The sequence below is a fragment of the Spiractinospora alimapuensis genome, from assembly GCF_018437505.1.
Taxonomy (GTDB): Bacteria; Actinomycetota; Actinomycetes; order Streptosporangiales; family Streptosporangiaceae; genus Spiractinospora; species Spiractinospora alimapuensis.
Map to the genome: position 1 here is coordinate 3028351 of NZ_CP072467.1, position 22518 is coordinate 3050868.

The 22518-nt window shown below is 70.4% G+C and carries 22 protein-coding genes; 9 read left to right on the forward strand and 13 right to left on the reverse strand.

Translation table 11 applies throughout. The features are described from left to right. Positions 1-36 precede the first annotated feature (36 nt). On the forward strand, positions 37-816 hold the full coding sequence (locus tag J4H86_RS13920) for a cyclase family protein (RefSeq protein WP_236537640.1): 780 nt from the start codon (positions 37-39) through the stop codon (positions 814-816). 48 nt (positions 817-864) lie between these two features. On the opposite strand, the gene J4H86_RS13925 is transcribed toward J4H86_RS13920, so the two are convergent. From J4H86_RS13925 to J4H86_RS13945, 5 genes are all read right to left on the reverse strand, one after another. Beyond that, positions 865-1620 (reverse strand): SDR family oxidoreductase, encoded by a 756-nt coding sequence (locus J4H86_RS13925; RefSeq protein ID WP_236537641.1) that lies wholly within the window; start codon positions 1618-1620, stop codon positions 865-867. A gap of 68 nt (positions 1621-1688) precedes the next feature. After that, complete coding sequence (locus J4H86_RS13930) at positions 1689-2192, reverse strand: TetR/AcrR family transcriptional regulator (RefSeq protein ID WP_330932411.1); 504 nt, start codon at positions 2190-2192, stop codon at positions 1689-1691. A gap of 203 nt (positions 2193-2395) precedes the next feature. Beyond that, positions 2396-4585, reverse strand: a complete 2190-nt coding sequence (locus tag J4H86_RS13935; protein WP_236537642.1) for a TRAP transporter permease — start codon at positions 4583-4585, stop codon at positions 2396-2398. Continuing rightward, on the reverse strand, positions 4582-5112 hold the full coding sequence (locus tag J4H86_RS13940) for a DUF1850 domain-containing protein (RefSeq protein ID WP_236537655.1): 531 nt from the start codon (positions 5110-5112) through the stop codon (positions 4582-4584). Before J4H86_RS13940 ends, J4H86_RS13935 begins: the two co-directional genes overlap by 4 nt. Then, positions 5109-6128 carry a TAXI family TRAP transporter solute-binding subunit gene (locus J4H86_RS13945; RefSeq protein WP_236537657.1) on the reverse strand — a complete coding sequence of 340 codons (1020 nt, stop codon included), beginning with the start codon at positions 6126-6128 and terminating at the stop codon, positions 5109-5111. The genes J4H86_RS13940 and J4H86_RS13945 overlap by 4 nt, the downstream gene beginning before the upstream one ends. A 150-nt stretch (positions 6129-6278) precedes the next feature. On the opposite strand from J4H86_RS13945, the gene J4H86_RS13950 reads away from it, so the two are divergent. Continuing rightward, positions 6279-7391 (forward strand): TAXI family TRAP transporter solute-binding subunit, encoded by a 1113-nt coding sequence (locus tag J4H86_RS13950; protein WP_236537658.1) that lies wholly within the window; start codon positions 6279-6281, stop codon positions 7389-7391. A gap of 660 nt (positions 7392-8051) precedes the next feature. On the opposite strand, the gene J4H86_RS13955 is transcribed toward J4H86_RS13950, so the two are convergent. The 4 genes from J4H86_RS13955 to J4H86_RS13970 form a co-directional block, all read right to left on the reverse strand. Further along, positions 8052-9440, reverse strand: a complete 1389-nt coding sequence (locus J4H86_RS13955; RefSeq protein WP_236537660.1) for a sensor histidine kinase — start codon at positions 9438-9440, stop codon at positions 8052-8054. Positions 9441-9450: 10 nt separating this feature from the next. Continuing rightward, entirely contained in the window at positions 9451-10101 is a 651-nt protein-coding gene (locus tag J4H86_RS13960; RefSeq protein WP_236537661.1) for a response regulator transcription factor, read from the reverse strand. A 146-nt stretch (positions 10102-10247) separates the two neighbouring features. After that, a complete protein-coding gene (locus tag J4H86_RS13965; protein WP_236537663.1) occupies positions 10248-11597 on the reverse strand; it encodes an MATE family efflux transporter in 1350 nt (449 codons plus the stop codon). A gap of 153 nt (positions 11598-11750) precedes the next feature. Further along, positions 11751-12650, reverse strand: coding sequence for an alpha/beta fold hydrolase (locus tag J4H86_RS13970; protein ID WP_236537665.1), 900 nt, complete (start codon positions 12648-12650; stop codon positions 11751-11753). A 217-nt stretch (positions 12651-12867) separates the two neighbouring features. Here J4H86_RS13970 and J4H86_RS13975 point away from each other — a divergent pair, with 217 nt between their 5' ends. Continuing rightward, the gene (locus J4H86_RS13975; RefSeq protein ID WP_236537667.1) at positions 12868-13449 is read left to right on the forward strand and encodes a TetR/AcrR family transcriptional regulator; all 582 of its coding nucleotides are present in this window, start codon (positions 12868-12870) and stop codon (positions 13447-13449) included. Positions 13450-13492: 43 nt separating this feature from the next. Here the strand turns inward: J4H86_RS13975 and J4H86_RS13980 are convergent, their stop codons facing one another. Beyond that, positions 13493-13873: a winged helix-turn-helix transcriptional regulator gene (locus J4H86_RS13980; protein WP_236537669.1), complete on the reverse strand. Its 381-nt coding sequence runs from the start codon at positions 13871-13873 to the stop codon at positions 13493-13495. A gap of 121 nt (positions 13874-13994) precedes the next feature. Between J4H86_RS13980 and J4H86_RS13985 the strand changes: the two genes are divergently transcribed. Next, entirely contained in the window at positions 13995-14879 is an 885-nt protein-coding gene (locus tag J4H86_RS13985) for an NAD(P)-dependent oxidoreductase (RefSeq protein WP_236537670.1), read from the forward strand. Between the two features lie 124 nt (positions 14880-15003). Here J4H86_RS13985 and J4H86_RS13990 read toward each other — a convergent pair whose 3' ends face one another. Genes J4H86_RS13990 through J4H86_RS14000 form a run of 3 tightly spaced genes read right to left on the reverse strand, consistent with a single transcriptional unit; the run spans position 15004 to position 16752 of the window. Next, positions 15004-15732: a nucleoside phosphorylase gene (locus tag J4H86_RS13990; RefSeq protein ID WP_236537672.1), complete on the reverse strand. Its 729-nt coding sequence runs from the start codon at positions 15730-15732 to the stop codon at positions 15004-15006. Further along, complete coding sequence (locus J4H86_RS13995; protein ID WP_236537678.1) at positions 15729-16433, reverse strand: translation initiation factor eIF-2B alpha/beta/delta subunit family protein; 705 nt, start codon at positions 16431-16433, stop codon at positions 15729-15731. Before J4H86_RS13995 ends, J4H86_RS13990 begins: the two co-directional genes overlap by 4 nt. Then, complete coding sequence (locus J4H86_RS14000; RefSeq protein ID WP_236537680.1) at positions 16351-16752, reverse strand: translation initiation factor eIF-2B alpha/beta/delta subunit family protein; 402 nt, start codon at positions 16750-16752, stop codon at positions 16351-16353. Before J4H86_RS14000 ends, J4H86_RS13995 begins: the two co-directional genes overlap by 83 nt. A gap of 133 nt (positions 16753-16885) precedes the next feature. Between J4H86_RS14000 and J4H86_RS14005 the strand changes: the two genes are divergently transcribed. The 5 genes from J4H86_RS14005 (at position 16886) to J4H86_RS14025 (ending at position 22413) form a co-directional block, all read left to right on the forward strand. Next, positions 16886-17605, forward strand: coding sequence for a GntR family transcriptional regulator (locus J4H86_RS14005; protein ID WP_236537687.1), 720 nt, complete (start codon positions 16886-16888; stop codon positions 17603-17605). A gap of 100 nt (positions 17606-17705) precedes the next feature. Further along, positions 17706-18743, forward strand: coding sequence for a BMP family ABC transporter substrate-binding protein (locus J4H86_RS14010; RefSeq protein ID WP_236537690.1), 1038 nt, complete (start codon positions 17706-17708; stop codon positions 18741-18743). Then, a complete protein-coding gene (locus J4H86_RS14015; protein WP_236537692.1) occupies positions 18724-20322 on the forward strand; it encodes an ABC transporter ATP-binding protein in 1599 nt (532 codons plus the stop codon). Before J4H86_RS14010 ends, J4H86_RS14015 begins: the two co-directional genes overlap by 20 nt. Before the next feature lie 4 nt (positions 20323-20326). Next, entirely contained in the window at positions 20327-21439 is a 1113-nt protein-coding gene (locus J4H86_RS14020; protein ID WP_236537694.1) for an ABC transporter permease, read from the forward strand. 2 nt (positions 21440-21441) lie between these two features. Further along, entirely contained in the window at positions 21442-22413 is a 972-nt protein-coding gene (locus J4H86_RS14025) for an ABC transporter permease (protein WP_236537696.1), read from the forward strand. The last annotated feature ends 105 nt before the right edge of the window (positions 22414-22518 follow it).

Sequence of the window (22518 nt, forward strand, 5' to 3'; positions counted from 1 at the left end):
GGCCAATCTTTGTCCGATCCGCGCAGGAGGCCCCCCATGTCCGCCCTTGCCCCCTTCGTCCGCGCACTCGCGTCGGGCGACATCGACGTGATCGACCTCACAGCACCACTGACCTCCGAGACGCCCGTCCTCCAGCTCCCCGAACCCTTCGCGAACACCGTTCCGTTCACGTTGCGGGAGGTCAGCCGCTACGACGACCGGGGACCCGCCTGGTACTGGAACGACATCCACACCGGCGAGCACACCGGGACCCACTTCGACGCCCCGGTGCACTGGGTGACCGGCGCCGAGGGTCGCGACATCGCCCAGGTTCCGGCCACCGAACTCCTCGCCCCGGGAGTCGTGCTGGACTTCTCCGCGCAGAGCGCGGCCGACCCCGACTTCCTGCTGAGCGTCGACGACGTCCGCGGGTGGGAGGCCACCCACGGCCCCCTCCCCAGCGGCGGTTGGCTGCTGCTGCGCACCGGGTGGGACGCATACGCCCACGACGCGGAGCGCTACCTCAACACCGACGAGACGGGCTCGCACACGCCGGGCATCTCTGGGGACTGCGCGCGGTGGCTCGCCGAGGAGACCGACATCCTCGGAATCGGGGTGGAGACCGTCGGGACCGACGCGGGAATGGCGGCGGGCTTCACTCCCCCGTTCCCCTGCCACGCCCTCCTTCTCGGTGCGGGCAAGTACGGCCTGACCCAGCTCCAGCGGTTGGAGCGACTGCCCGCCACCGGGACGTTGATCATCACCGCCCCACTGCCGATCGTGGGAGGGTCGGGCAGCCCAGCGCGCGTCCTTGCCCTGGTGGACCGCACCGCGTAGGCGGAGCCCACGGCGTCAGGTGCGCCGCCCCGCCTCGCGGAGAACCGGTCAGATCCCTCCCGTGAGGGTCTTCCCCCCGTCCACGGGAACGGTCTGGCCGGTCAGCCACGCGGCGTCCTCGGAGAGCAGGAACGCCACGACGCCACTGACGTCGCTGGGCACACCGAGTCGACCCAGCGGGTAGCCCGCGGCCACCTCGGGCTCCTTCCCCTCGTACAGGGCGGTGGCGAAGCGGGTCTTGACGACCGCCGGGGCGACGGCGTTGACGCGCACGGCGGGGGCGAGCTCGACGGCCAGCTCCGCCGTGAGGTGGGAGAGCATCGCCTTGCTCGCGCCGTAGATCCCGATGCCGGGTGCCGGGGCGAGTCCCGCGACCGAGGACAGGTTGACCACCGCGCCGCCGTGGTCCCGCATTCCGGCGCGGTACACCTGCTGGGTCCAGGCCAGGGCCGCGAGACAGTTCACCTCGATCACCTTGCGCGCCGCGTCCAGGTCCACGTCGATGATCGGGCCGTACACCGGGTTGATGCCCGCGTTGTTCACGAGCAGGTCGATCGGGCCGAACGCCGCCCGGGTTCGCTCGACGGTCTCGCTCTGGTGGTCGGCGTCGTCGCTCCTGCCCGGCACGCCCATGGCGTGGTCGGGGCCACCCAGCTGGGCCACGGCCTCGTTCAGGGGGTCGGGTTTGCGCGCGGTGACACACACCCGCGCGCCCTCGGCCACGAGCCGCTCCGCGACGGCGAGTCCGATCCCACGACTCGCCCCTGTGACGATCGCGGTCCTTCCGGCGAATCTTCCGGTCATGGGGATCCCTTCTCGGCGAGGCGGCCACGGGGGTGGCCGGGCGAACACGCGGGCTCGGGGAACCCCAGCTAGATGTCCCGCTGTTCGATTCCGCTCACGAGGAGCTCCGCGTAGTGGGCGGCGAGGGTCGGGGGCGGAAGGGGACCCGTGGGGTCGTACCAGGTGCCCAAGTGGTGCACGGAACCGACGAACTGGTGCACCACCAGGTCGGCGGGGATGTCGTCGCGGAACGCACCCGACTCCTGTCCCTCGGCGATGAGCGCGGTGAAGGTGTCGTGGAACCGGCGGCGCTCGGTCTCCACGCCGCGCCGTTGGTCGGAGCGGAGCCGGTGCGCCGCCGTCAGGAACACCCACACCTCGTCCAGGTTCTGCACTGTCGTGACGACGAAGTCCTCCGCCGCGGTGCGGACACGCCCCACGGGGGCGTCGGACGCGCCGGCGATCGTCTCCAACCGTGCCCGCTGCTGGCGGATGATGCGGGCGTAGATCTCGTAGAGCAGGTCGTCCTTGGAGTCGAAGTAGTGGTACATCGCGCCCTTGGTGAGACCCGCGGCGCCGACGATGTCCTGCACGACGCCCGGTCGAAGCCACGTGCGGCGAAGAGCCGGCCCGCGACCTCCAGCAGCCGCTCCGGTACCGCGCGTGGGGAGTCGCGATCGGACTCCCCTGGGTCGGCCGGACCGGACCGTCGGTTCTGCTCCGTCATCCCGGCCAGCATACCGAGCGCCGGGCCCCGGAAACCGAGACCCGGCGCTCGGCCCAAGCCGACGGAGCCCTAGTCGACGGAACCCTTCTCGGCCGTGCCCGCCGCCTGCGTTGACGAGGATGACTCCGCGTCCTCGACCTGGTCGACCTCGTCGAACCGTTCGGGAAGCCCGGCACGGTGACGATGGTGGGCCACCACGTGGGCGACGATCACGGCGCCCACGACGAGAGCGCTCAGCCCGTTGAGCAGGACCGCGTTGCCGGTGGGGATGGAGGCCGTCGCCTGGGTGATCGCCGCGGCCAAGCCACCGGGGAGGAGATTCACGAAGTAGTCCGCGAGCCAGCTCGAGAGGATGAGGGCCATGGTCGCCGCGCCCAGTCCGACCCGTTCCAGCAGGGTGGTGGCTCGGAGGAAGTAACCCTCCAGACACACCGCGAAGGCGAACAGGGCGAGACATCCAGTGATCACCGCCGAAATGATCTCGGCGAGCGATCCGTTCAGCAGCAGCGGCGTGTAGGCCATCAACAGGGGAATCAGGTAGAGGCCCTTGGCGTACTTCCAGGCCGACACCGAGGTGCGCATCGCCCCCGACCCCGCGATGGCCGCGGCGGAGAACGCCGCCAACGCCACGGGTGGTGTCACGTTGGAGTCCTGGGAGTACCAGTAGACGATCATGTGCGCGACCACGAGGGAGAGCCCCAGCTCGCCGAGCGCGGGGACGGCGAGGACGCTGAGCACGATGTAGGACGCCGTGACCGGCATACCGAGCCCCATGATCAGGGATGCCAGCGCGATGAGCAGCAGGGTGAGGAAGAGGTACCCGCCGCCAGCGCCCACGATGTAGCTGGAGAGCCGCAGCCCCAGGCCGGTGAGCCCGACGATTCCGACGATGATGCCGGCGGCGGCGCAGGCCACCGAGACCAGCAGCGTGTTGCGGGCGGCGATGACGAACACTTCCAGGATGTCCCAGAAGCCCAGGCGGCTCGCGGCACGCACCATGGCGACCAGGAGCAGCACGCCGATCGCGACCATGCCGGCCCGCAGCGGGGTCCAGTAGAGGAGCAGCAACGCGGTCAGGACGACCAGTGGGATGAGGAAGTGGAACCCGCTGGCCATGACGTCGCGTACACGGGGGAGGCTCTCCTTGGGCATCCCCGTGAGGCCGTTCTTGCGGGCGATGATGTCCACGAAGAGGTAGACGACGAGGAAGTACATCAACGCCGGGATGATGGCGATCTTCACGACGTCGGTGTAGGGGACGCCCAGGAACTCCGCCATGACGAACGCCCCGGCGCCCATGATGGGTGGGAGGAGCTGTCCACCGGTGGACGAGGCCGCCTCGACGCCGCCGGCCTGGTGTCCCTTGAAGCCGACGCGCCGCATCATCGGGATCGTGAAACTGCCGGTGATGGCGACGTTCGCGATCGCGCTGCCCGACACCGAACCGACGAGCCCGCTACCCACGACGGCGCCCTTGGCCGGACCGCCGGGGGAACGTCCGGTCAGCGCCATCGCGAGACCGACCAGGAAATTGCCGCCACCGGACTTCTGGAGCAACGCCCCGAACAGCAGGAAGACGAAGATGAAGGTCGCGGCGACACCCAGCGGCACCCCGTAGATGCCCTCCTGGAACAGGTAGCTGTGGTAGGTGATCCGCTGGTAGGTGTAGCCACGGTGGGCGAGGTCCCCGGGCAGCAGCGGTCCGATCCAGGCGTAGAACAGGAACCCGGCCACCAGGACGGACATGAACAGGCCGATGACGCGGCGGCAGGCCTCCAGGACCACCAGGATGGCGACGACGCCCATGGCGAGGTCCAGCCCGGTCGGCTGGCCCATGCGCTGCACGATCTCGCCGAAGTTCAGCAATGGGTAGAGGCTGACGACGGCGGCGGTCCCGGCGAGCAGGAAGTCCACGACGCCCATCGGTGTGCTCTTGGCCCACGCGCCCTTGCCGGCCGGCTTCACCAGGAACACCAGCACCAGCACGAAGAGCAGGTGGGTGACGCGGTGCAGGTAGGCGTCCAGGCTCACGAAGAGCGCGCTGTAAATCTGGTACAGGCCGAGCAGCACCGCGATCACGAGCACCACGATGCCGAGCACTGAGGCCAGACGGCCCTCGCCCCAGCGTTCCGTGGCGAGCCGCTCCCACAGGGGCCGACCGTCACCCTCACTGTCCACGTCGGGCTGTGTCGGGCCGGACGGCGGCACGGGGGGAGCCGCCGACTGGGCGGGTGGCCGCCGCGCGGTGTCTTCAGTCATGGCTTTGCCTCATTCGTTGCCTCCGTGTCGCAGCCGGCGGGCTCGGGGCCCGCCGTGATCCATCGCAGGGTGGAGACCCGAGCCGCGCTCAACGTGACGCGTTCGCTCTCCCAGCACCGGGAGAGCGCGACCTCTCCCTCGGAGTACAGAAGACGGTGGTCCACCCCGGCGTCTCCGGCGCGGACGTGCAGCTCGCCCACTGGTTCGTCGATGTCCTCGACCACCCAGTCGGCGCCGTCGGCGCTGCCGCTCCCCCGGCCCGGGATGTGGCCCATCCCGGCGCCGAACGACTGGATCCGGGTGGACTCCAGCACGACCTCCCCGTCGGCGATCCGGTACTGGTCCTGGACGGGAAGTCCGTCGATGGAGTGGGTGAACGACACGGTGAACACGGCATCGTCACCCAGCCGGAGGAACCCGGCGTCGCCCGACTCGGCGTGGACCGAGAGGGCGGGCCACACCGGCAGGAGAAGAGCGGCCGTCGCCCCCAGGACGGCCGCCGTCCCCCACAGTCGGGCCGGGGTCACGGCCGCAGGTCGTCCGGGACGTCGATGTCGTTGTCCTCCGCGTAGGACACCAGCCCGGGGTGCAGCGGGATCGGGCTGTTCTCCAGGGTCTCCGGCGCGAAGTACGGGGTTCCGGGCTCGTAGACCTGCGAGATCATGTCGACGTTGTCGTAGACGGTCTCGACGATCTCTCGCCCGAGCTCCTCGGGGAAGTCGGGCGGCACGACGACCACGTTCCACAGGGCGAGGGTCTCGGTGTCGTCCTCGACGGAGTCGTAGACGTCGGCGTCGATGGTGTGCGGCTCGTAGAACGGGTGCGCGTCGGTGATCTCCGCCTGTTCGTCCTCGCACATGTCGATCAGGTGGATCGGGTCGGTGGCCTCGAGCTCCATCAGGCTGCCGTGGCTTTCGCCCACGACCCACGATCCGGCGTCGAGGTCACCGTCACGCAGCGCGGTGGCGGTCTCGGCGTAGGCGTAGCGGTAGACGTCGATGTCGTCGAAGGTCATGTCCAGACCGTCGAAGACCAGGTCGGTGGCGAGCTCGTTGCCGCTCGCGGGGGCGCCGACGGAGAACCGGTGTCCCTCGACGTCGGAGAAGCACTCCAGACCGAGGTCGTCGGCGACGCTCTGGAGCGTCACCGCGTGGTAGACGTTCGGGTAGATGACCATCAACACCTGGGACTCGATCGGGTCGTCGGCGAACTCGTCGCCCTCCCCGTGCAGGGCCTGGTAGGCGACGTCTCCCTGGACGAGCGCCAGGTCGCTCTGCCCCTCCTCGAGCAGGCGCATGTTCTCCACCGAGGCGCCGGTCGACTCGGTCGTCGCCCGGACGTCCTCCACCTCACTGTTGATGATCTCCGAGATGGCGCCGCCGACCGGATAGTAGACTCCGGCGGTCGTTCCGGTGGCCATCGACAGGTCATCCCAGGCGCGCTCGTCGCCGGACTGCTCGGCGGGCTGCGTACACGCGGCCACCAGCAGGACCGCGCCGACGCCCGGTAGCGCGGCGTACACACGTCCCTTACGTCCCCGCATCGTCCACCTCTTCCACGATTGCGTCCTATGTCACGTGCCAGCGACCTTGTACTAACATCGCGAACAGCGGTAGGGATCCGTGGTTGATTTGAGGAAGACCTGAGGTGGACCGACCACCCGGCCCGGCTGCCGCGTAGGAGGTCAACCCCCATGCCTCGCTCCACAGCCGCCCGCGTCGCCTCCGGGGTACTCGCGCTGGCCGTGGTCAGTGGCCTCGCCTCCGTGTCCTGGGTCTGGGCGCGGCACGACGCCGAGCCCCTGCCGAACCTGGTGCTGGCCACGGGGAGCACCGGCGGCGTCTACCACGTGTACGGTCTGGGCTTCGCGCGGATCCTGGAGGAGCGCACCGATGCCGAGATCACCACGGTGCCGACAGCGGCGAGCCTGGAGAACATCAACGTCGTGGTCGGCGGAGACGCCGACGTCGGCTTCTCCCTGGCGGACGTCGCCGCCGCCGCGGTGCGTGGCGACCCCCCGTTCGAGGGGCCGATGCCGGCGTCCGCGCTGGCCCGCATCTACGACAACCGGACACACCTCATCGTGCGGGCCGACTCCCCGGTGGAGCGGGTCGAGGACCTCACCGGCCGGGTGGTGTCCACCGGGGCGCGGGACTCCGGCACGGAGTTCATCGCCGACCGGCTGCTCGACGTGGCGGGTGTGGACCCCGAGGACGACATCGACCGCCGACCCATGGACCTCGTCGACGCCGCCCAGGCCCTCACCGACGACGAGATCGACGCGTTCTTCTGGTCCGGTGGCCTGCCGACCGAGGCGGTGACCGAACTCGCCGCGTCGACCGACGTCCGGCTCCTGGACCTCGGCCGCTACGTGGAGGACCTACGGGCGGAGCACGGTGACGTCTACACGGAGGTGTCCATCCCCACCGGCACCTACGCCGGGATCCCGAACGTGCGCACCATCGGCGTACCGAACCTGTTGGTCGTCGCCGACACCATGCCCGACGACGTCGCCGAGAGCCTGACCCGCCTGCTGTTCACGTCCCGCCCCGACCTGGTCCACGTGCACGACGCGGCCCTCCAGCTCAACCCCCGAGTCGCGGTGGCGACCCTCCCCGTCCCCCTGCACCCCGGCGCCGCCGAGTACTACCGCACCGAGAAGACCGCCTACGGAGCGACCGCGCACCTCCCCCTCGCCCTCCCCAACGCCCGCCCCACCGCGACCCGCCCAGCGGCACCCCTCCGAGGCCCCCGCCCCTCCCCCCACAACGTTCGCCCGGCGGCCCCGGCCCTCGCCGCGACCTGACCGCGAGGCACGTACGGGGTTTCCGGTCTCCGTGGTGGGCCCACAACCGGTTCCGCCCGGCGGTTCCTAGGGCGCGAGGTGGGTGACGTCGCGCCCGGCAACGTTCGTATGCAGGCCCAAGGAGCACGGTGGTCTTCGCACACATGACAGGGAAGACGGTGCGGTGGAGTCGGCCCCTTGGTCGCGCCCGACGCACGCCCCACTCCCTCCCCCCACCGCCGATCGTCATCCTCGGACCCCGCTCGACGCTCCCGACAGAGCCAACGGCGCCACGTCACGCATGCGGGATTCCGCCAGACGCGAGGCTCCCCGCAACCGCGCACGGCGCGGGAGGTGGATGCTCCGGTGAGGATCTGCGTCCGCATTCGCGGTGATCCCGTAGGCCCCGTCCGAGGCCAGCACAGCCGGCCCGAAGGCCGCGTCCCGGGGAGACCCGCCACGCGAAGGCGGAGGGGATCCTGGGGCTGAACGTCCCCGACCCCTTCCGCGCCGGACCCCTCACCCTCGCGCACACCCCACGACACGGACGGGCCACACCGGCGGTTCCCTCGTGTGCGGTGTCTCCCCGCGCGGACGACCGGCCCTACGGCCCGCTGCCAGGGGTCCGCCTCACGTCCGTCGGCCTGGTTGGTGGCCTTTCGGTCTCGCGGGGTGGCATGGTCACTCCTCGTCGACGGGGTTCGGTACCTCGGTGGGGACCTGGATTCGGGCGTCGATGCCGTGGGGGTCGGCGGAGTCGAGGCGGAGCTCGCCATCGTAGGTCTCCAGGAGGGTGGCGACGATGGACAGGCCGAGGCCGACTCCGGCGGCGCCGGCGCTGTCGGGGGAGCGCCAGAACGGGGCGGCGGCCTTCTCGAGCTGTTCGGGGGCGAGACCGGGGCCGTTGTCGACCACGTGCACGCGGACCTTCCCGTCCCGGGGTGGGTACACGTGGACGGCGACCTGGACGCCGGCGCCACCGAACTTCAGCGCGTTGTCGATCAGTACGTCCAGGGCTTGGTCGAGGATGCCGTCGGGCAGGCGCACGGGGGCGTGGTGTGCTCCGCAGCGGCGCAGGTCCATGCCGGAGCGTTCCGCGATCGGGAGCCACGCGGCCACGCGCGCGTCGGCGACCTCACGCACATCGAGGTCGACGGCGCGTTCTCGGCCGGGTCCGGTGCGGGCGAGCTGGAGCAGGGTGTCGCAGATGCGGGCGAGCCGGTCGACCTCGTCGAGGGTGAGCGCGTGGTCGGCGGCGCCCGCGGAGTTGAGGTGGGCGGCGAGACCGTCCACGCGCAGCCGGAGCGCCGCCAAGGGGTTACGGATCTGGTGCCCGGCGTAGGAGACGAACGTGCGTTGCCGGCTGAGCAGCGTGGTGATGGTGTCGGCCATCCGGTTGAAGGACTCGCTGAGGCGGCGTAGCTCCGGCGGCCCGGCCTCGGCCGGGACGCGGGCGGTCAGCTCACCGTCGCTGATCCGCCGGGTGGCGGTGTCCAGGTCGTGGACGGGGCGCAGGACCCAGCGGGCGAGCGGGTTGAGCGCCAGCGTACCGACGGTCAGCACGAGGAGGACCGAGCCGAGGACGACGCCCCACTGCCACATCGTGCTCCAGCGCAGGGCGTCGGTGGGCGACTCGGTGGCGACCGCGCCGATCACCTCGCCGGAGCGCACCACCGGCTCCACCACCACGAGAGCCTGGGTGTCCCACGGCCACAAGGTGTCGGCTCCGGCGCTCCGGTTACCGGCCAGCGCGGCGCGCAGTTCCTCCCCGGACACGGTCGTTCCGGCGCTCACCCCGGAGGAGACCACGACTCCGCCGTGCCGGTCGAACACCCACGCCCGGATGTCGTACAGCGCGTAGTAGGCGTCGAGCTCCGCACCGAGCGCCTCGGTCTCGCCGCTCTCCAGGGCCGGCCCGGCCAGGCTGGCGAACCGGACGGTGTCGTTGGAGCGGTCGATGACCATGTCGCCGGTGTTGCCGGACGCGATCGCCGTACACAGCGGGAAGGCGAGGCCGAGGCAGGCGGTCACGAGCAGGGAGAGGTAGACCGTGACCAGGCGTCGACGCACGAGCCGACCCTCAGGAGGCGTTGAGTCGGTAGCCGACCCCGCGCACGGTCTCGATCAACTCGCGTCCGCCGAGCTTCGACCGGAGCGTCGCGATGTGGACCTCCAGGGTGCGGTTGTTGCCCTGCCAGTCGGTGTTCCAGACCTCGATCAGCAGGCGTTGCTTGGACACGACGGCGCCGGGTTCCCGGGCGAGCGCGGCCAGGAGCTGGGACTCCTTGCGGGTCAACTGGATGGACGCGCCGTCGTGGGAGACCTCCAGGGCGTCCCGATCGAACTCCAGCGGGCCGACCTGTTGGCGTGGTGGCCGCTGGCCCCGCACCCGCCGCCCCACCGCCTCGATCCGGGCCCGCAGTTCCTCCATGGCGAACGGCTTCACCACGTAGTCGTCGGCGCCGGCGCGCAGTCCCCGGACCCGGTCCTGGGCCCGGCCCCGCGCGGTGACCGCGATGATCCCGGTGTCGCCCCGCTCCCGCAGCGCGCGGCACAGGGAGATACCGTCCCGGTCGGGCAGGCCGAGGTCGAGCAGCACGATGTCGCAGGGATCCGCGTCGAGGGCGGCCTGGGCCGTCGCGACATGCGTGACGTCGTAGCCGTGCCCGCGCAGAGTGCTGGCGAGCACGTCCGCGAGTCGCATGTCGTCCTCGATGAGGAGAACGCGCATAGGTTCACCGCCGATCCGCGGGCGGCTCGGGGGCGCCGCCCTCATCGACCACTGTGGCGGCGGGCGTCTCGATCTTCAAGAGGGGAGTTCGAGGTCGATGCGGCGGTCTCGTACGCACACCCGACCACTGGCGGGGAATGCCGGCCTCAGCGGTGCGCGCCGGTGACCATCCAGGCGTCCCCGTGGGCACGGACGCCGAGGGTGAGGCCGCGGGCGACCATCCACACGCCGAACGCGGCCCACAGCGCGGTGAGACTCCAGTCCGCCCACTCGGGGACGAGCCAGAGCACGGCGGCGGCGCAGGGGAGGTAGGCGATCATGGTCCAGAGACTGGCCCAGGCGAGGTAGCGCTGGTCGCCGGCGCCCATCAGGATTCCGTCCAGCACCATGACCACCCCACTCAGCGGCTGCATGATGGCGACGACGAGCAGGGCACCGGTGAGGAGTTGGGCCACCGCCGGGTCCACGCCGAAGGGAACGGCGGCCCACGGGCTGACGGCGAACACGAGGACGCCGAAGACCAGGCCGAGCATCACCCCCCACTCGAGCATGCGACGGGTCGCGGCGCGGGTGCCGGGGACGTCGGACGCGCCGAGGTATCGCCCGATGATGGCCTGGCCGGCGATGGCGATGGCGTCCATCGCGAACACCAGCAGGGACCAGATCTGCATGGCGACGTGGTGGGCGGCGATCTGGGCGTCGCCCAGGCGGGCCGCCACCGCCGTGGTGACGAGCAGCACGATCCGCAGAGAGGCGGTGCGCAGGAGGAGCGCGAACCCGGCGGTGGCGGCCCGCTGGATGCCCGCCCAGACCGGACGGACACTCACGCCCTGGCGTCCGGCGGCCCGGAGCACGATCGCGAGGTAGACGGCGGCGCCGGCCCCCTGCGCCGCGACGGTCGCCCACGCGGCACCGGCGATGCCCCAGCCGAGCCCGAGGACGAACAGGGCGCAGAGACCGGCGTTGATGACGTTGCTGCCCACGGCGACTACGAGCGGGGTGCGCGCGTCTTGGAGCCCCCGCAGGACACCGGTCCCGGCGAGGATGAGGAGCAGCGCGGGAGTGCTGATCAGACTGATCCGGAGGTAGGTGATCGCGGGGGGAGCGACGTTCTCCGACGCGCCCAACGCCTCCACCAACAATGGAGCCGCCACCCAGCCACCGACCCCGAGCCCGATCCCGACCAGGAGCGCGAGCCACAGCCCCTGCACTCCGTCCCGCAGCCCGCCCGGGATGTCGCCCGCCCCGTACTTCCGGGCGACGGCTGCGGTGGTCCCGTAAGCCAGGAACACGCACAGGCCGGCCAGGGTCAGCAACACCTGACTGGCGACCGCCAACCCTCCGAGCGTCGCCGTCCCGAGCCGACCCACGACGGCCGTGTCCACCAACAGCATGAGCGGCTCCGACACCAACGCGAAGAAGGTGGGAACGGCCAGCGAGAAGATCTCACGGTCGTGGGCATGGCGAAACGGAGCGGCGGAAAGAACTCGGGGCACGCCGGACACGCTACCCAAGCCGCACTCGGTCGCCGTATCCAGGCGTGGGGTCGGGCACAGGTCCAATGACGAGGTGGTACTCCCCTGTCGGAAGCCCTGCGGTGACCGTTGGGCCCGGCGCCGAGCGGGTGACCGCTTCCACTATTCGGCCGCTCAGAGCGACCATTCGTCAGTGAACTGGTCCAGCTCGCGCAGGAACCGGTCATGTGCTTCCAGTTGGGCCCAGTGGCCGCAGTTCGGCACCATGGCCAGGGTGGCGTGCGGCATCCGGTTCGTCGCCTCGCGGGAGCCCCGCGGGTCGACCAGTGGGTCGTCCTCACCGTGGAAGAACAGGGTCGGGACCTCGATGGAGCCCACCACCGGGAGGAGGTTGTTCAGCATCCCCCTCCGGCCCAGCGTGGCCTGGTTGTAGCGTCGGTACCCCATACTGGTGGAACGTCGCCGGGCCTCCTCGACGAACTCCCGGCGCACCTCGGGCGGCAGGGTGTCGACGTCCTTGACCATGGTGCGGATGACGGCGTCGACGTAGCGGTTCGCCAGTCGCGCCAGTGGGTCCATCGCCCAGTCCGGCAGGACCGACATCATCCACGCGGCCGTGTGCGTCCAGCGGTTGCGCAGCAGGGGGATGAGACCCCCCGGACCGATGAGCACCAGCCCGGCCACCCGCTCGGCATGCCGCAGCGCCAGGTTGAGCGCGACGTCCCCGCCCATCGACACGCCGGCGACGATCGCCCGGTCGAGGCCGAGTGCCTCGGCGACCCCCGCCACAAAGTCGGCCTGGGCGTCGGGACCGCCCACCGGGTCGATCTCGGTGTAACCGAACCCGGGGAGGTCAACGGCGTAGACGGCGCGGCCGGACCCCAGGGCGTCGAACAACCGATACCAGGAGATCGCCGCGTTGTCCGTGCCCCCGCCATGGACCAGCAGCAGGGGCGTGGCAGCCGGGTGGTCGCCGGTGCTGCGCAACACCCGCACCCGCCCGGTCTGGACGTCGACGAAGAGTTCCTCGGCGCCGGGGGGTATGAGCCGTTCTCTCTTGGCCTCTTCCGTCATCCACTCCACCGATCCCTCGCGTGGCCAATTGACCAAATCAACGTATTTAGTCAATGAGTCTACAGTCTGAGGATCCCCGCCGCGCAGGCAACCCCCGGCGGTGATCAACGCGACGGGACCGGCCGCTCGCCTGACCAGGGAGAACCAATCGACTCGTGCGTTTTGTCGGTACGTACGACTGAGACGTACGTACCAACGAGGGCTAGACTCCCCCGCCATGAACCAGAAGGACGCGCTCCTGCGTGGCGCCAAGAAGTGCCTGATCGAGAAGGGCTATGGGCGCACCACCGCCCGCGACATCACGGAGGCCTCCGGCGCCCACCTCGGGTCGATCGGCTACCACTACGGTTCCAAGGATCGGCTGATGAGTCTGGCCGCGCTGGAGCTCAGCAGTGAGTGGGGCGACACGATCTCCGAGGCCCTGCACGAAGCCAAGGGCGCGACCCCCCGCGCCCGGCTCGGCACCGTCCTGGCCACGATCCGCGCGTCACTCCCGGAGACCCGCGACGTCCAGTCCGCGAGTCTGCAGGCGTTCGTCCAGTCCCAGTTCGACGACACGCTCCGCGAACACCTCGCCGCGGGCGGCGCGAACGCCCGCCGCGAGTTCGGCGCCCTCCTCGCCGACCAAACCGAGTCGACCACGGACCTCTCCGCCCCCCAGTCCGCTCTGGGCGCCCTCGCCCACGCCCTCACCCTGGGCGTCGTGGTGCAGTACCTCGTCGAACCCGACAGCCTGCCCACCGCGAACGAGATGAGGGCCGCGCTCGACCTGCTCTGTGACGGAGAGGAAGAGCGTTAGGTCACCGAAGAGCCTGTTCGGCCGACCGCGGTGCAGCGACGAATCACGGACGCGGCATCGTCGGGGCGTCGGGGTGCTCCACCATCTCCCGTCCTTCACGGGCGATCCGCCGTTTGCCCCACTCACCCAGGGGCTGAAGGGCGGCGTTGAGGGCTTGGCCGTGTTCGGTGAGTGAGTACTCCACGCGGGGTGGGACCTCGGCGTGGACGACGCGGTTGACCAGTCCGTCCTGCTCCATCTCACGCAGGTGCTGGGTCAGCATCTTCTCGCTTACGCCGGGAACGCCACGCCGGAGTTCGGCGAAGCGTCGCGTTCCGTGCCAGTCCAGCTCCCACAGGATCAGGCCCTTCCACTTGCCTCCCACGACGTCGAGAGCGGCATCGATCCCACACACGTAGGGACCGTTCCGGGCCGACTTCGCCATCCAGACACCCCACTTACTTTTTGGTAAGTACCGCAGAAAAAGGTGGGTACTTCCCCAATCTACAGCGGGAGTCCAGCATGGAGGAGACCACCCAAGGACACAAGGGCTAGGAGCGATAGTCATGCACGACTCCACCGCGACACCAGTGACCGTCATCGGACTCGGCTCGATGGGATCCGCGCTCGCGAAGGCGTTGGTCGGTGCCGGACATCCGACCACGGTGTGGAACCGAACCCCGGAGCGGGCCGAGCCCCTGGCGCGGGCGGGTGCCCAGGTCGCGGCGACCGTCGCGGAGGCCGTCGCCGCCAGTCCGCTGGTCATCACCTGCCTGACCGACTTCGACCAGACGCGCGCCGCTCTCGCTCCCGCCGAGGGCGAGCTCCCCGGGCGGGCCCTCGTCACGCTCAACACCGGCTCGCCGGTGGGGGCCCGCGCCACGGCCGAGTGGGCCGCGGCCAACCGGGCCCGATTCCTCGCGGGGGCGATCAAGAACGTCCCGGCGGCCGTGGGGGCGGAGGACACCCTGCTCTATTTCGGCGGCGAGCGTTCGGTCTTCGACGAGTACCAGGCCACCATCCGCGTTCTCGGAGGGGACACCGAGTATCTGGGCGAGGAGCCCGATCTCGCCGCCCTGTACGAGGCGGCTGTGGGGGCGATGCTGCTTCCCGCCCTGATGGGGTTCTTCCAGGGGGCGGCGGTGATCCAGTCCCGGGGGCTCAAGGCGGCCAGCATGGTGCGCTTCACGCAGAAGTGGATCGACATGATCAGGATGATCGTCCCCGCATTCGCCGAACAGATCGACCACAGGGACTACACCAACGCCTCGTCCAGCGTGAACCTGTTCCTGGCGGCCCAGAAACTGGACACCGAGCTCGCGGAGGAGACCGGTGTCGACGTCACCTGGCACGAGCCGATGTTCGACCGACTGCGGAGTGCCGCCGCCCTCGGCTACGGAGACCAGGAGATCTCGGCGGTAACCGAGGTGCTGCGCCAGGGCCACCCCTAGAGGTCGTGGGTGGGAACGACCCCGCTGTGGCAGGTGGATGTGCACACCCACACGCTGAGGGTGCGTTGGCCCTGATGGGGGGAGAGAAATCCTGGTGGGGGGGAGAGGGGTGGGAGGAACGCGCCTAGACGTCCAGGGCGACGAGGGCGTCGAGGGCGACGTGGATGCCTCGGCTGACTCCGTCGGCGACGACGGTGCGATGGGGGTCGTAGGCGGTGGGGTCGGGGTGGTCGTCCACGGCGTTGCCGTCGATGACGAGGACTCCACCGGCCGTGACGCCGTGCATCGCGGCGTCGACGAGCAGCGTCGAGAGCTCCATCTCGATCGCGATCACGCGGGACTGGATGTACTCGTCGGTCGGAAGCCGCAACGCGCCCGGGGAGAAGGCCGCGCGGGTCCACACGATCCCTCGGTGGGCGGGCGCCGCGTGCTCACGGGCGGCGCCGGCCAGGGCGAGGACCGCCTCGGGGGTGCTGAACGCCGGGTACTCGGCCGGCACCAACTGTTGGGTGACACCGTCGTCGCGCACCGCGCCCTCGGCGATCACCAGGTCGCCCTCCGCGATGTCGGACCGGAACGCGCCCGCCGTGCCCAGACGCAGCATCGCCCGCACGCCGGCCACGCGCAGCTCCTGGAACAGGCACAGCGCGCCGGGTCCACCCACCCCGTGGGAGGAGACGACCACCGGAACGTCCCGCCACGTCCCCGCGTAGGTGTGGTACTCCCGGTTACGCGCGACCTCACGACCGTCCGTGAGCCGCTCCGCGACCGACGCCGCGCGGGTCTGGTCACCAACGAGGAGCGCGCGTGCGGGCAGACCGGTACGGGGCACTTTCGTGATGGGCAGGGTCATGCGGTCTCCGTTGCGTAGTAGGAGGCGAGGTCGAACGCTGAGAAGCGCCCACGGTCGGTGGCCACGGCGCTGACGAACCGCGGCGGAGTCACGTCGAACGAGGGGTAGTAGCCACGGACCAGCCGGGACGCCGTCCGGGTGCCCAGGGCGTGCAGCACGTCCTCTCCGTCCCGCTCCTCCATTGGCACCTGTTCCGCCGTCGGGGCGTCGGCGGGGTGCTGGACCAGCGCGTAGTACGGCACCGCGAACGCGTGCGCGGCCACGGCGAGCTGCAACGTGCCCACCTTGTTGATGACATGACCGTCCATCGTGACACGGTCCGCCGCGGTGACCAGGGCAGAGACACGGCCCGTACTCAGGACGTGTGCGCCCATGTTGTCGGTGATCACGGTGGTGTCCACGCCCATCTCGGCGAGGCTCTCGGCGGTGAGGCGCGCGCCCTGCAGGTAGGGGCGGGTCTCGGTGACGTAGGCACGCAGGGTCTTGCCTTGGCCCAGTGCCGCGGCCACGGTCTCGGTCAGGTAGGACTCCGCCCAGCAGTGGGTGAGGATCACGTCGCCGTCGCGCAGCAGTTCCGCCGCGTACGCTCCCATGGTCCGGCTGCGCCCGAGGTAGTCCTCACCGTGGCGCGACGCCGCGCTCCACAGGGCGTCCGCGAGGTCCTCCCCGGCGGAGATCGTGTTCTCGGCGTCGGCGAGCATCGCCGGGACCAACCCGCGCGATCTGGTCGTTGGTGGGGCGGGTCGCCATCAGGGTGTCGCCGGCGGCGCGGAGGTAGGCGAGCGGCTCGGCCTCGGTACGGGCCTCGCGGGCGGCGAGAACCATCCCGCCGGCCGCGGCGAAGTACGGCCCGCTGCTCTGGGTCACCATGTCCTTGATGGCCTGGGCGACCTCCTGGTGCGTGTCACACCGCACCCAGACGCGTTCGAAGGGGAATCGCCGCCGGTCCAGAATGCGGACGCAGTCGTCCTCGATGAGCACGCTCTGTGCGATCAGCGTGGGAACGGGGATGGAGGTCACGGTGCCCTTCCGGTGCGAACTAGAGTTTGTGCCCGGCGCTGGATGATCATCGAGCGTTTAGACTTGTCAGACGTCCGACGACTAACGACTGGACGTTAGACGCGCAGCCCGGAAACCGTCAAATGGGACGAACGTGAATCGCGCACCGACCCTCGCCGCCCAGCTCGCCGCCGGGCTCCGGCAGCGTATCCACAGCGGCGAGTGGGCCCCCGGCGAGAAGCTGCCGAGCGAGACCACGCTGGCGGCCGAGCTCGGGGCGAGCCGAGCCACCGTCCGGCAGGCGATCAACGCGCTCCAGGAGGCGGGACTCGTCCGGGTTCGGCACGGTCGGGGCACCTTCGTCGCGCACTTCCCGTCGGTGATCCGCAGCGGGCTGCAGGAACTGCGCTCCATGACCGCCACCATCGCCGAGCAGGGCCTCACCCCGGGCATGCGCTACAGACACCGCGAGGTGCGCCCGGCCACCGGGGAGGACGCGGAGCGGCTGGGCATCGCGGCGAACGACCCGGTGTTCGCGGTGGAGCGGGCGATCACCGCGGACGACGAGGTCGTCGCCTTCTCCTACGACCAGATTCCCGCCAACCTGCTCGGTGCGGACTTCGATCCAAACGGGGTGGCCGGCTCTCTGTTCGACCTGATGGAACGCTACGGTGTACTTCCGGATCACGGTGTCGCCGAGGTCCGTCCCGTGATCTCACCCACGGTGGGGTGGGGCGAGGGTGTTTCCCCGGAGGGTCTGTACCTGCTCCTCGAGCAGACGCAGCACCTCGCGGACGGTTCCATCGTGAGCTATTCGCGGATCTACTTCGTGGAGGATCGGTTCCGGTTCCTTATCGTCCGGCAACGGCCGTGAAACATCGCGTCCTGTACCTTACATTCGCTACATCTATGCAGGTAAGACGCCCGACGGCGACGGTGCCCGGGCGGAACGTCCACAAGGAGACCCTCACCCCATGAGATTCCGCGCCACGGGTACCTTGGCCGCCGCCGCAGCCGTCGGCGTGCTCGCCGTCACCGGCTGTAACGCCAGCTCCGACGACGACACCGCCGACAGCGACATGTCCTTCGTGCTCGTCACCCCGGACCCGATCGGGACCAACGAGTTCTTCGGCATGTCGATCGAGGGCATGGAGGAGGCCGCCGAGGAGCACAACGCCTCCACCAACGTCTACGAGAGCGACGACCCGGCCACCATCGCGCAGAACATGGCTGCCGCCGTCCGGGAGAGCCCCGACATCGTGATCGGCGTGGGCTTCAACCTCGCCGACGCGATCGCCGAGGAGGCGGAGAGCAACCCAGACCAGGAGTTCCTCTTCGTGGACGCCTGCACCGAGGAGGAGTTCGACAACGTCGCCTGCGCCTCCTTCCGCGAGCAGGAGAGCAGCTTCCTCGTCGGCGCCGAGGCCGGCCTGCTGACCGAGAGCGACCACGTGGGCTCGGTCGTCGCCCTCGACGCGCCGCAGTTCCACCGCTTCTCCGAGGGCTTCGCGGCCGGCGCCGAGGAGGTCAACTCCGACGTCGATGTCTCCACCCTCTTCGTCGGTGGCCAGAACCCCTTCAACGACCCGGCGCGCGCCAAGGAGCAGGCCACCACGCTGGCCAACGACGGGGTCGACATGGTGTACGGCGTGGCCGCCGTATCCGGCAACCCCGGCGTCTTCGAGGCCGCGGAGGAGAACGACATCATGGCGTTCGGTGTCGACTCCAACCAGTGCCCCGAGGCCCCGGGCACCATCGTGGACAACGCGCTCAAGCGCACCGACGTCGTCGTCGCCGACGGCATCAATCGGATCCTCGACGGTGACACCGGCGGTTCCCTGTCCTATGGCCTGGCCGAGGAGGGCATCGGCGTGGTCGGTCTCCTGGACGACGAGGTCGCCGACTCCGAGTGCGTGATCGCGGAGCACGAGGACGTGATCGAGGAGCTCCGGGAGATCCAGGACAAGATCATCGACGGCGAGATCACCATCGATGACCCCCTCGACTCCTGATCCGGACCTGCCGCCCTCGGCGGCGGGTCACGACACCGAGGGCACGGCCGGCACGGCGGGGGACGTCCCCGCCGTCCGGCTCACCGGCATCGTCAAGCGCTACCCGGGTGTCCTCGCCAACGACGACGTGGACCTCACCGTGACCCGCGGTGAGATCCACGCCCTGATGGGCGAGAACGGCGCCGGCAAGTCGACGCTCATGTCGATCCTGTACGGCATGGAGAAACCCGACTCCGGCACGATCGAGATCGACGGGCGGACCGTGCACTTCGGTTCGCCCACCGACGCGATCGAGCACGGCCTGGGCATGGTGCACCAAGGGTTCAAGCTGTTCCCGAGCCTGACGGTCACCGACAACGTGGTCTACGGCCACGAGCCCACGAGCGGGGGCTTCCTCTCCTCCGCGCAGGCCCGGAGCCAGGTCGCCGAACTCGTGGAGCGCTACGGCCTCCAGGTCGATCCGGACGCGAAGATCTCCGACCTCCCGGTCGGGGTGCGCCAGCGGGTGGAGATCCTCAAGCTCCTGTACCGCCAGGCCCACATCCTGATCCTGGACGAGCCCACCGCCGTCCTCACCCCCGGTGAGACGGACCGGCTGTTCGACGTGCTGCGCGGACTGCGGGAGGACGGGCGGACCATCCTCCTGGTCACGCACAAACTGCACGAGGCCCTCGCCCTGACCTCCACCATCACGGTGCTGCGGGACGGCGCGGTCAGCGAGACCATGGCCACGCGGGACGCCACGTCCACCGACATCGCCCGCGCGATGACCGGACGCGACGTCGAACTCGACCGGGCGTACCCCAACGGCCAGCCCGGCGAGACCGCCCTGGAGGTCGACCGGCTCACCGTCTCCGGTCCCGGCGCGAAGCCGCTGGTCGACGCCGCGACGTTCACGGTCCGCTCCGGTGAGATCGTCGGTGTGGCCGGTGTCGCTGGTAACGGGCAGAGCGAGCTGGTCGAGGCCCTCGCCGGACTGCGCGCTACGGCCAGCGGAACGGTGCGGGTCAACGGCCAGGACATGGCGGGGCTCTCCGTCGCGCGCCGCCGCGCGGCTGGCCTCGCCTACGTTCCGGAGGACCGTGCGGAGGTCGGCGCCGCCGCCGGGGCTTCCACCTCCGACAACCTCGCCATGGGGTTCCAGCGCGGCCCGCTGCGGTCCCGCTGGGGCTGGCTGAGCCCGCGCGCGCTGCGGGAGCACGCCCAGCGCGTGGTGTCGGACTTCGGGGTCAAGGTGTCGGCGCTGTCGGTGCCCATCAGCACCCTGTCGGGCGGTAACCAGCAGAAGGCGATCCTGGGTCGGGAGATGACCCACGAGGCGCCGTTGCTGGTCGTCGAACAGCCCACGCGCGGTGTGGACATCGGTGCCGTGGAGAACATCCACCGGCGACTCATCGAGTACCGCGACCAGGGACACGCCGTACTCCTGGTCTCCGCCGAACTCAGTGAGGTCCTCGGCGTGTGCGACCGCGTCCTGGTCATGTACGAGGGCCGCATCGTCCTGGATGTCGCGCGGGACGACACTGACCATCACGAGCTTGGGCTCGCCATGGCCGGTGGGCCGGCCGGGGAGGACTGAACACATGTCACGCACCACGTCCCCGGTGGTGAAGGGCGAGCGGGGCGGCCTGTGGACCGCGATCGCCCCGCGGCTCCGGGGGCTCGTGTTCTCACCGGTGACGTTCGCGCTCGCCGCGGGCCTCGCCCTGGCCGTCGTCATCCTGTTGGCGACGGGCGCGAACCCGCTGACCGCGATCGGCGCCCTGTTCGTCGGAGCCTTCGGCGAGGACGGGATCTCCGACACCATCAGCCAGGCGATCCCCATCGTGGGGCTCGCGATCGCCCTCGCGATCCCACTGCGTGCGGGACTGGTCAACCTCGGCGGTGAGGGCCAGCTGGTCCTGGGCGCCATGGCCGCGGTCGTCACCGGCCTCTACAGCCCCTTCCCCGGCTTCGTCACCCTGGTGCTCGCGCTGGTGGCGGGGATGGTGGCCGGCGGGCTCTACGCCTGCATCGCCGCCCTGGGCGAGATTAAGTTCGGGGTTCCACTGCTGGTCACAAGCCTGCTGCTCAGCTACCCCGCGATGTCCTTCGCGTCCTACCTGGTGCGCCACCCACTCCGGGAGGAGGGGTCGGCGCTGCCGCAGACGCAGCGCGTCCCCGCCGAGGCGCACCTGGCGTCCTTCGACATCGGACCGGCGCACATCAGCGTGGGCGCCGTGCTGGTGCTGGTGGTCATCGTGCTGTTCACGGTGAGCGACGCCCGCACGCCCGGCGGGTACGAGGTCCGGATGACCGGCCTCGGTCCCCGATTCGCCGCCTACGCCGGGGTGAACCGGAACCGGCTCACCCTCCGGCTGCTGTTCATCTCCGGGTCGCTCGCCGGCATGGTCGGCGCGATCCTGATGCTCGGCTTCCCCTACCGCTTCATCGACGGCGCCCTCATCACCCCCGCCTACGTGTGGACGGGCCTGATGGCGGCCCTGCTCGCGGCGGCGGCGCCGGTCGGGACGGCGATCGCGGCCGCGTTCTTCGCCGCGCTCAGCGTCGGCGGGTTCGGCATGGAGCGAGCGACCGAGGTGCCGCGCGAGCTGAGCGCGGTGCTGCAGGCGGTGATCATCGTGTTCCTGGCGGCGCGGACCGGCATGTTCCGGCGTAAACGCCAGCGCGACACGGCGAACGGGGACGAGGACTGACCATGCCCATCGACACCGAGCTCTTCTTCTCCGCGCTGCGCGCGCTCACGCCGATCCTGTTCGCCGCACTGGGCGGCGCGCTGTGCGAACGCGCGGGCGTCTTCAACATCTCCCTCGAGGGAACGCTGCTGATCGGCTGCTTCACCGCGGTCGCCGGGAGCTGGTTCACCGGTTCGCCGTGGCTGGGCGTCCTGTTCGCGATGGTCGCGGGGATCCTCTTCTCCCTGATCCTGGCGGTCGGCACCGTCACGCTCAAGGGCAACTCCATCGTGCTGTGTGTCGCGATGAACCTGCTGGCCCTCGGGTTGACGACGTATCTGCTACGCACCGTGTTCGGTGCGCAGGGTTCCTTCACCGACCCCAACCTGCAGGGGCTGAGCCGCATCGACATCCCGCTCGTGGCCGACATCCCGTTGGTCGGCCCGGTCGTCTCGGGCCACTCACCCCTGGTCTACCTGTCATGGGTCGCGGTGGTCGTGTTGGCGGTCATGTTGCGCCGCCACGTGTGGGGGCTGCGGCTGCGCGGGGTCGGCGAGACCCCGGACGCGGCGGAAAGCCTCGGCGTGAGCGTCTCCCGCTACCGCTATGCCGCGATCATGACCAGCGGCGCGCTGTGCGGCCTCGGTGGTGCGCAGCTGGCCCTGGGCAACGTCACCCTGTTCGCCGAGAACATGACCGCGGGGCGCGGCTGGATCGCGGTCGTCGCGGTCATGCTGGGCGCGGCGGCGCCGGTCGGGGTGTTCCTCGCCGGCGGACTGTTCGGTGTGGCCGAGGCGTTGGGCTACCGGCTCCAGGGCCTCGGAATGCCGCAGCAGGCGGCCGACGCCGCTCCGTACCTGGTCACGCTGGTGGCGCTGTTCCTCGCCGCGCGTCGGGTCCGGCGCCAGGCCCAGGCCGCGACCACGTCCACGGCGGACGGTGGTTCCGATCCCACCCCGGAGGCCGCCGCCCCGGTGGGTCCGCAGCGGGAGTAGTGACGCCCTGGCCAGAGTGACGGGAGTTGACGGGCGCGGTGTAGCGGGACCGAGTGTTCGGCCCACACCGCGCCGCCCTGGCCCTCACACGGCCCTTGCCCCGTC

Bases quoted from the DNA above. Each gene is read 5' to 3' on its own strand.
- J4H86_RS13935 (WP_236537642.1), bottom strand. From the start codon at position 4,585: ATGACTGAAGACACCGCGCGGCGGCCACCCGCCCAGTCGGCGGCTCCC.
- J4H86_RS14025 (WP_236537696.1), top strand. From the start codon at position 21,442: ATGCCCATCGACACCGAGCTCTTCTTCTCCGCGCTGCGCGCGCTCACG.
- J4H86_RS13920 (WP_236537640.1), top strand. From the start codon at position 37: ATGTCCGCCCTTGCCCCCTTCGTCCGCGCACTCGCGTCGGGCGACATC.
- J4H86_RS13960 (WP_236537661.1), bottom strand. From the start codon at position 10,101: ATGCGCGTTCTCCTCATCGAGGACGACATGCGACTCGCGGACGTGCTC.
- J4H86_RS14020 (WP_236537694.1), top strand. From the start codon at position 20,327: ATGTCACGCACCACGTCCCCGGTGGTGAAGGGCGAGCGGGGCGGCCTG.
- J4H86_RS13995 (WP_236537678.1), bottom strand. From the start codon at position 16,433: ATGCTCGCCGACGCCGAGAACACGATCTCCGCCGGGGAGGACCTCGCG.
- J4H86_RS13945 (WP_236537657.1), bottom strand. From the start codon at position 6,128: ATGCGGGGACGTAAGGGACGTGTGTACGCCGCGCTACCGGGCGTCGGC.
- J4H86_RS13970 (WP_236537665.1), bottom strand. From the start codon at position 12,650: ATGACGGAAGAGGCCAAGAGAGAACGGCTCATACCCCCCGGCGCCGAG.
- J4H86_RS13975 (WP_236537667.1), top strand. From the start codon at position 12,868: ATGAACCAGAAGGACGCGCTCCTGCGTGGCGCCAAGAAGTGCCTGATC.
- J4H86_RS13980 (WP_236537669.1), bottom strand. From the start codon at position 13,873: ATGGCGAAGTCGGCCCGGAACGGTCCCTACGTGTGTGGGATCGATGCC.
- J4H86_RS13950 (WP_236537658.1), top strand. From the start codon at position 6,279: ATGCCTCGCTCCACAGCCGCCCGCGTCGCCTCCGGGGTACTCGCGCTG.
- J4H86_RS13985 (WP_236537670.1), top strand. From the start codon at position 13,995: ATGCACGACTCCACCGCGACACCAGTGACCGTCATCGGACTCGGCTCG.
- J4H86_RS13990 (WP_236537672.1), bottom strand. From the start codon at position 15,732: ATGACCCTGCCCATCACGAAAGTGCCCCGTACCGGTCTGCCCGCACGC.
- J4H86_RS14015 (WP_236537692.1), top strand. From the start codon at position 18,724: ATGACCCCCTCGACTCCTGATCCGGACCTGCCGCCCTCGGCGGCGGGT.
- J4H86_RS13925 (WP_236537641.1), bottom strand. From the start codon at position 1,620: ATGACCGGAAGATTCGCCGGAAGGACCGCGATCGTCACAGGGGCGAGT.
- J4H86_RS14010 (WP_236537690.1), top strand. From the start codon at position 17,706: ATGAGATTCCGCGCCACGGGTACCTTGGCCGCCGCCGCAGCCGTCGGC.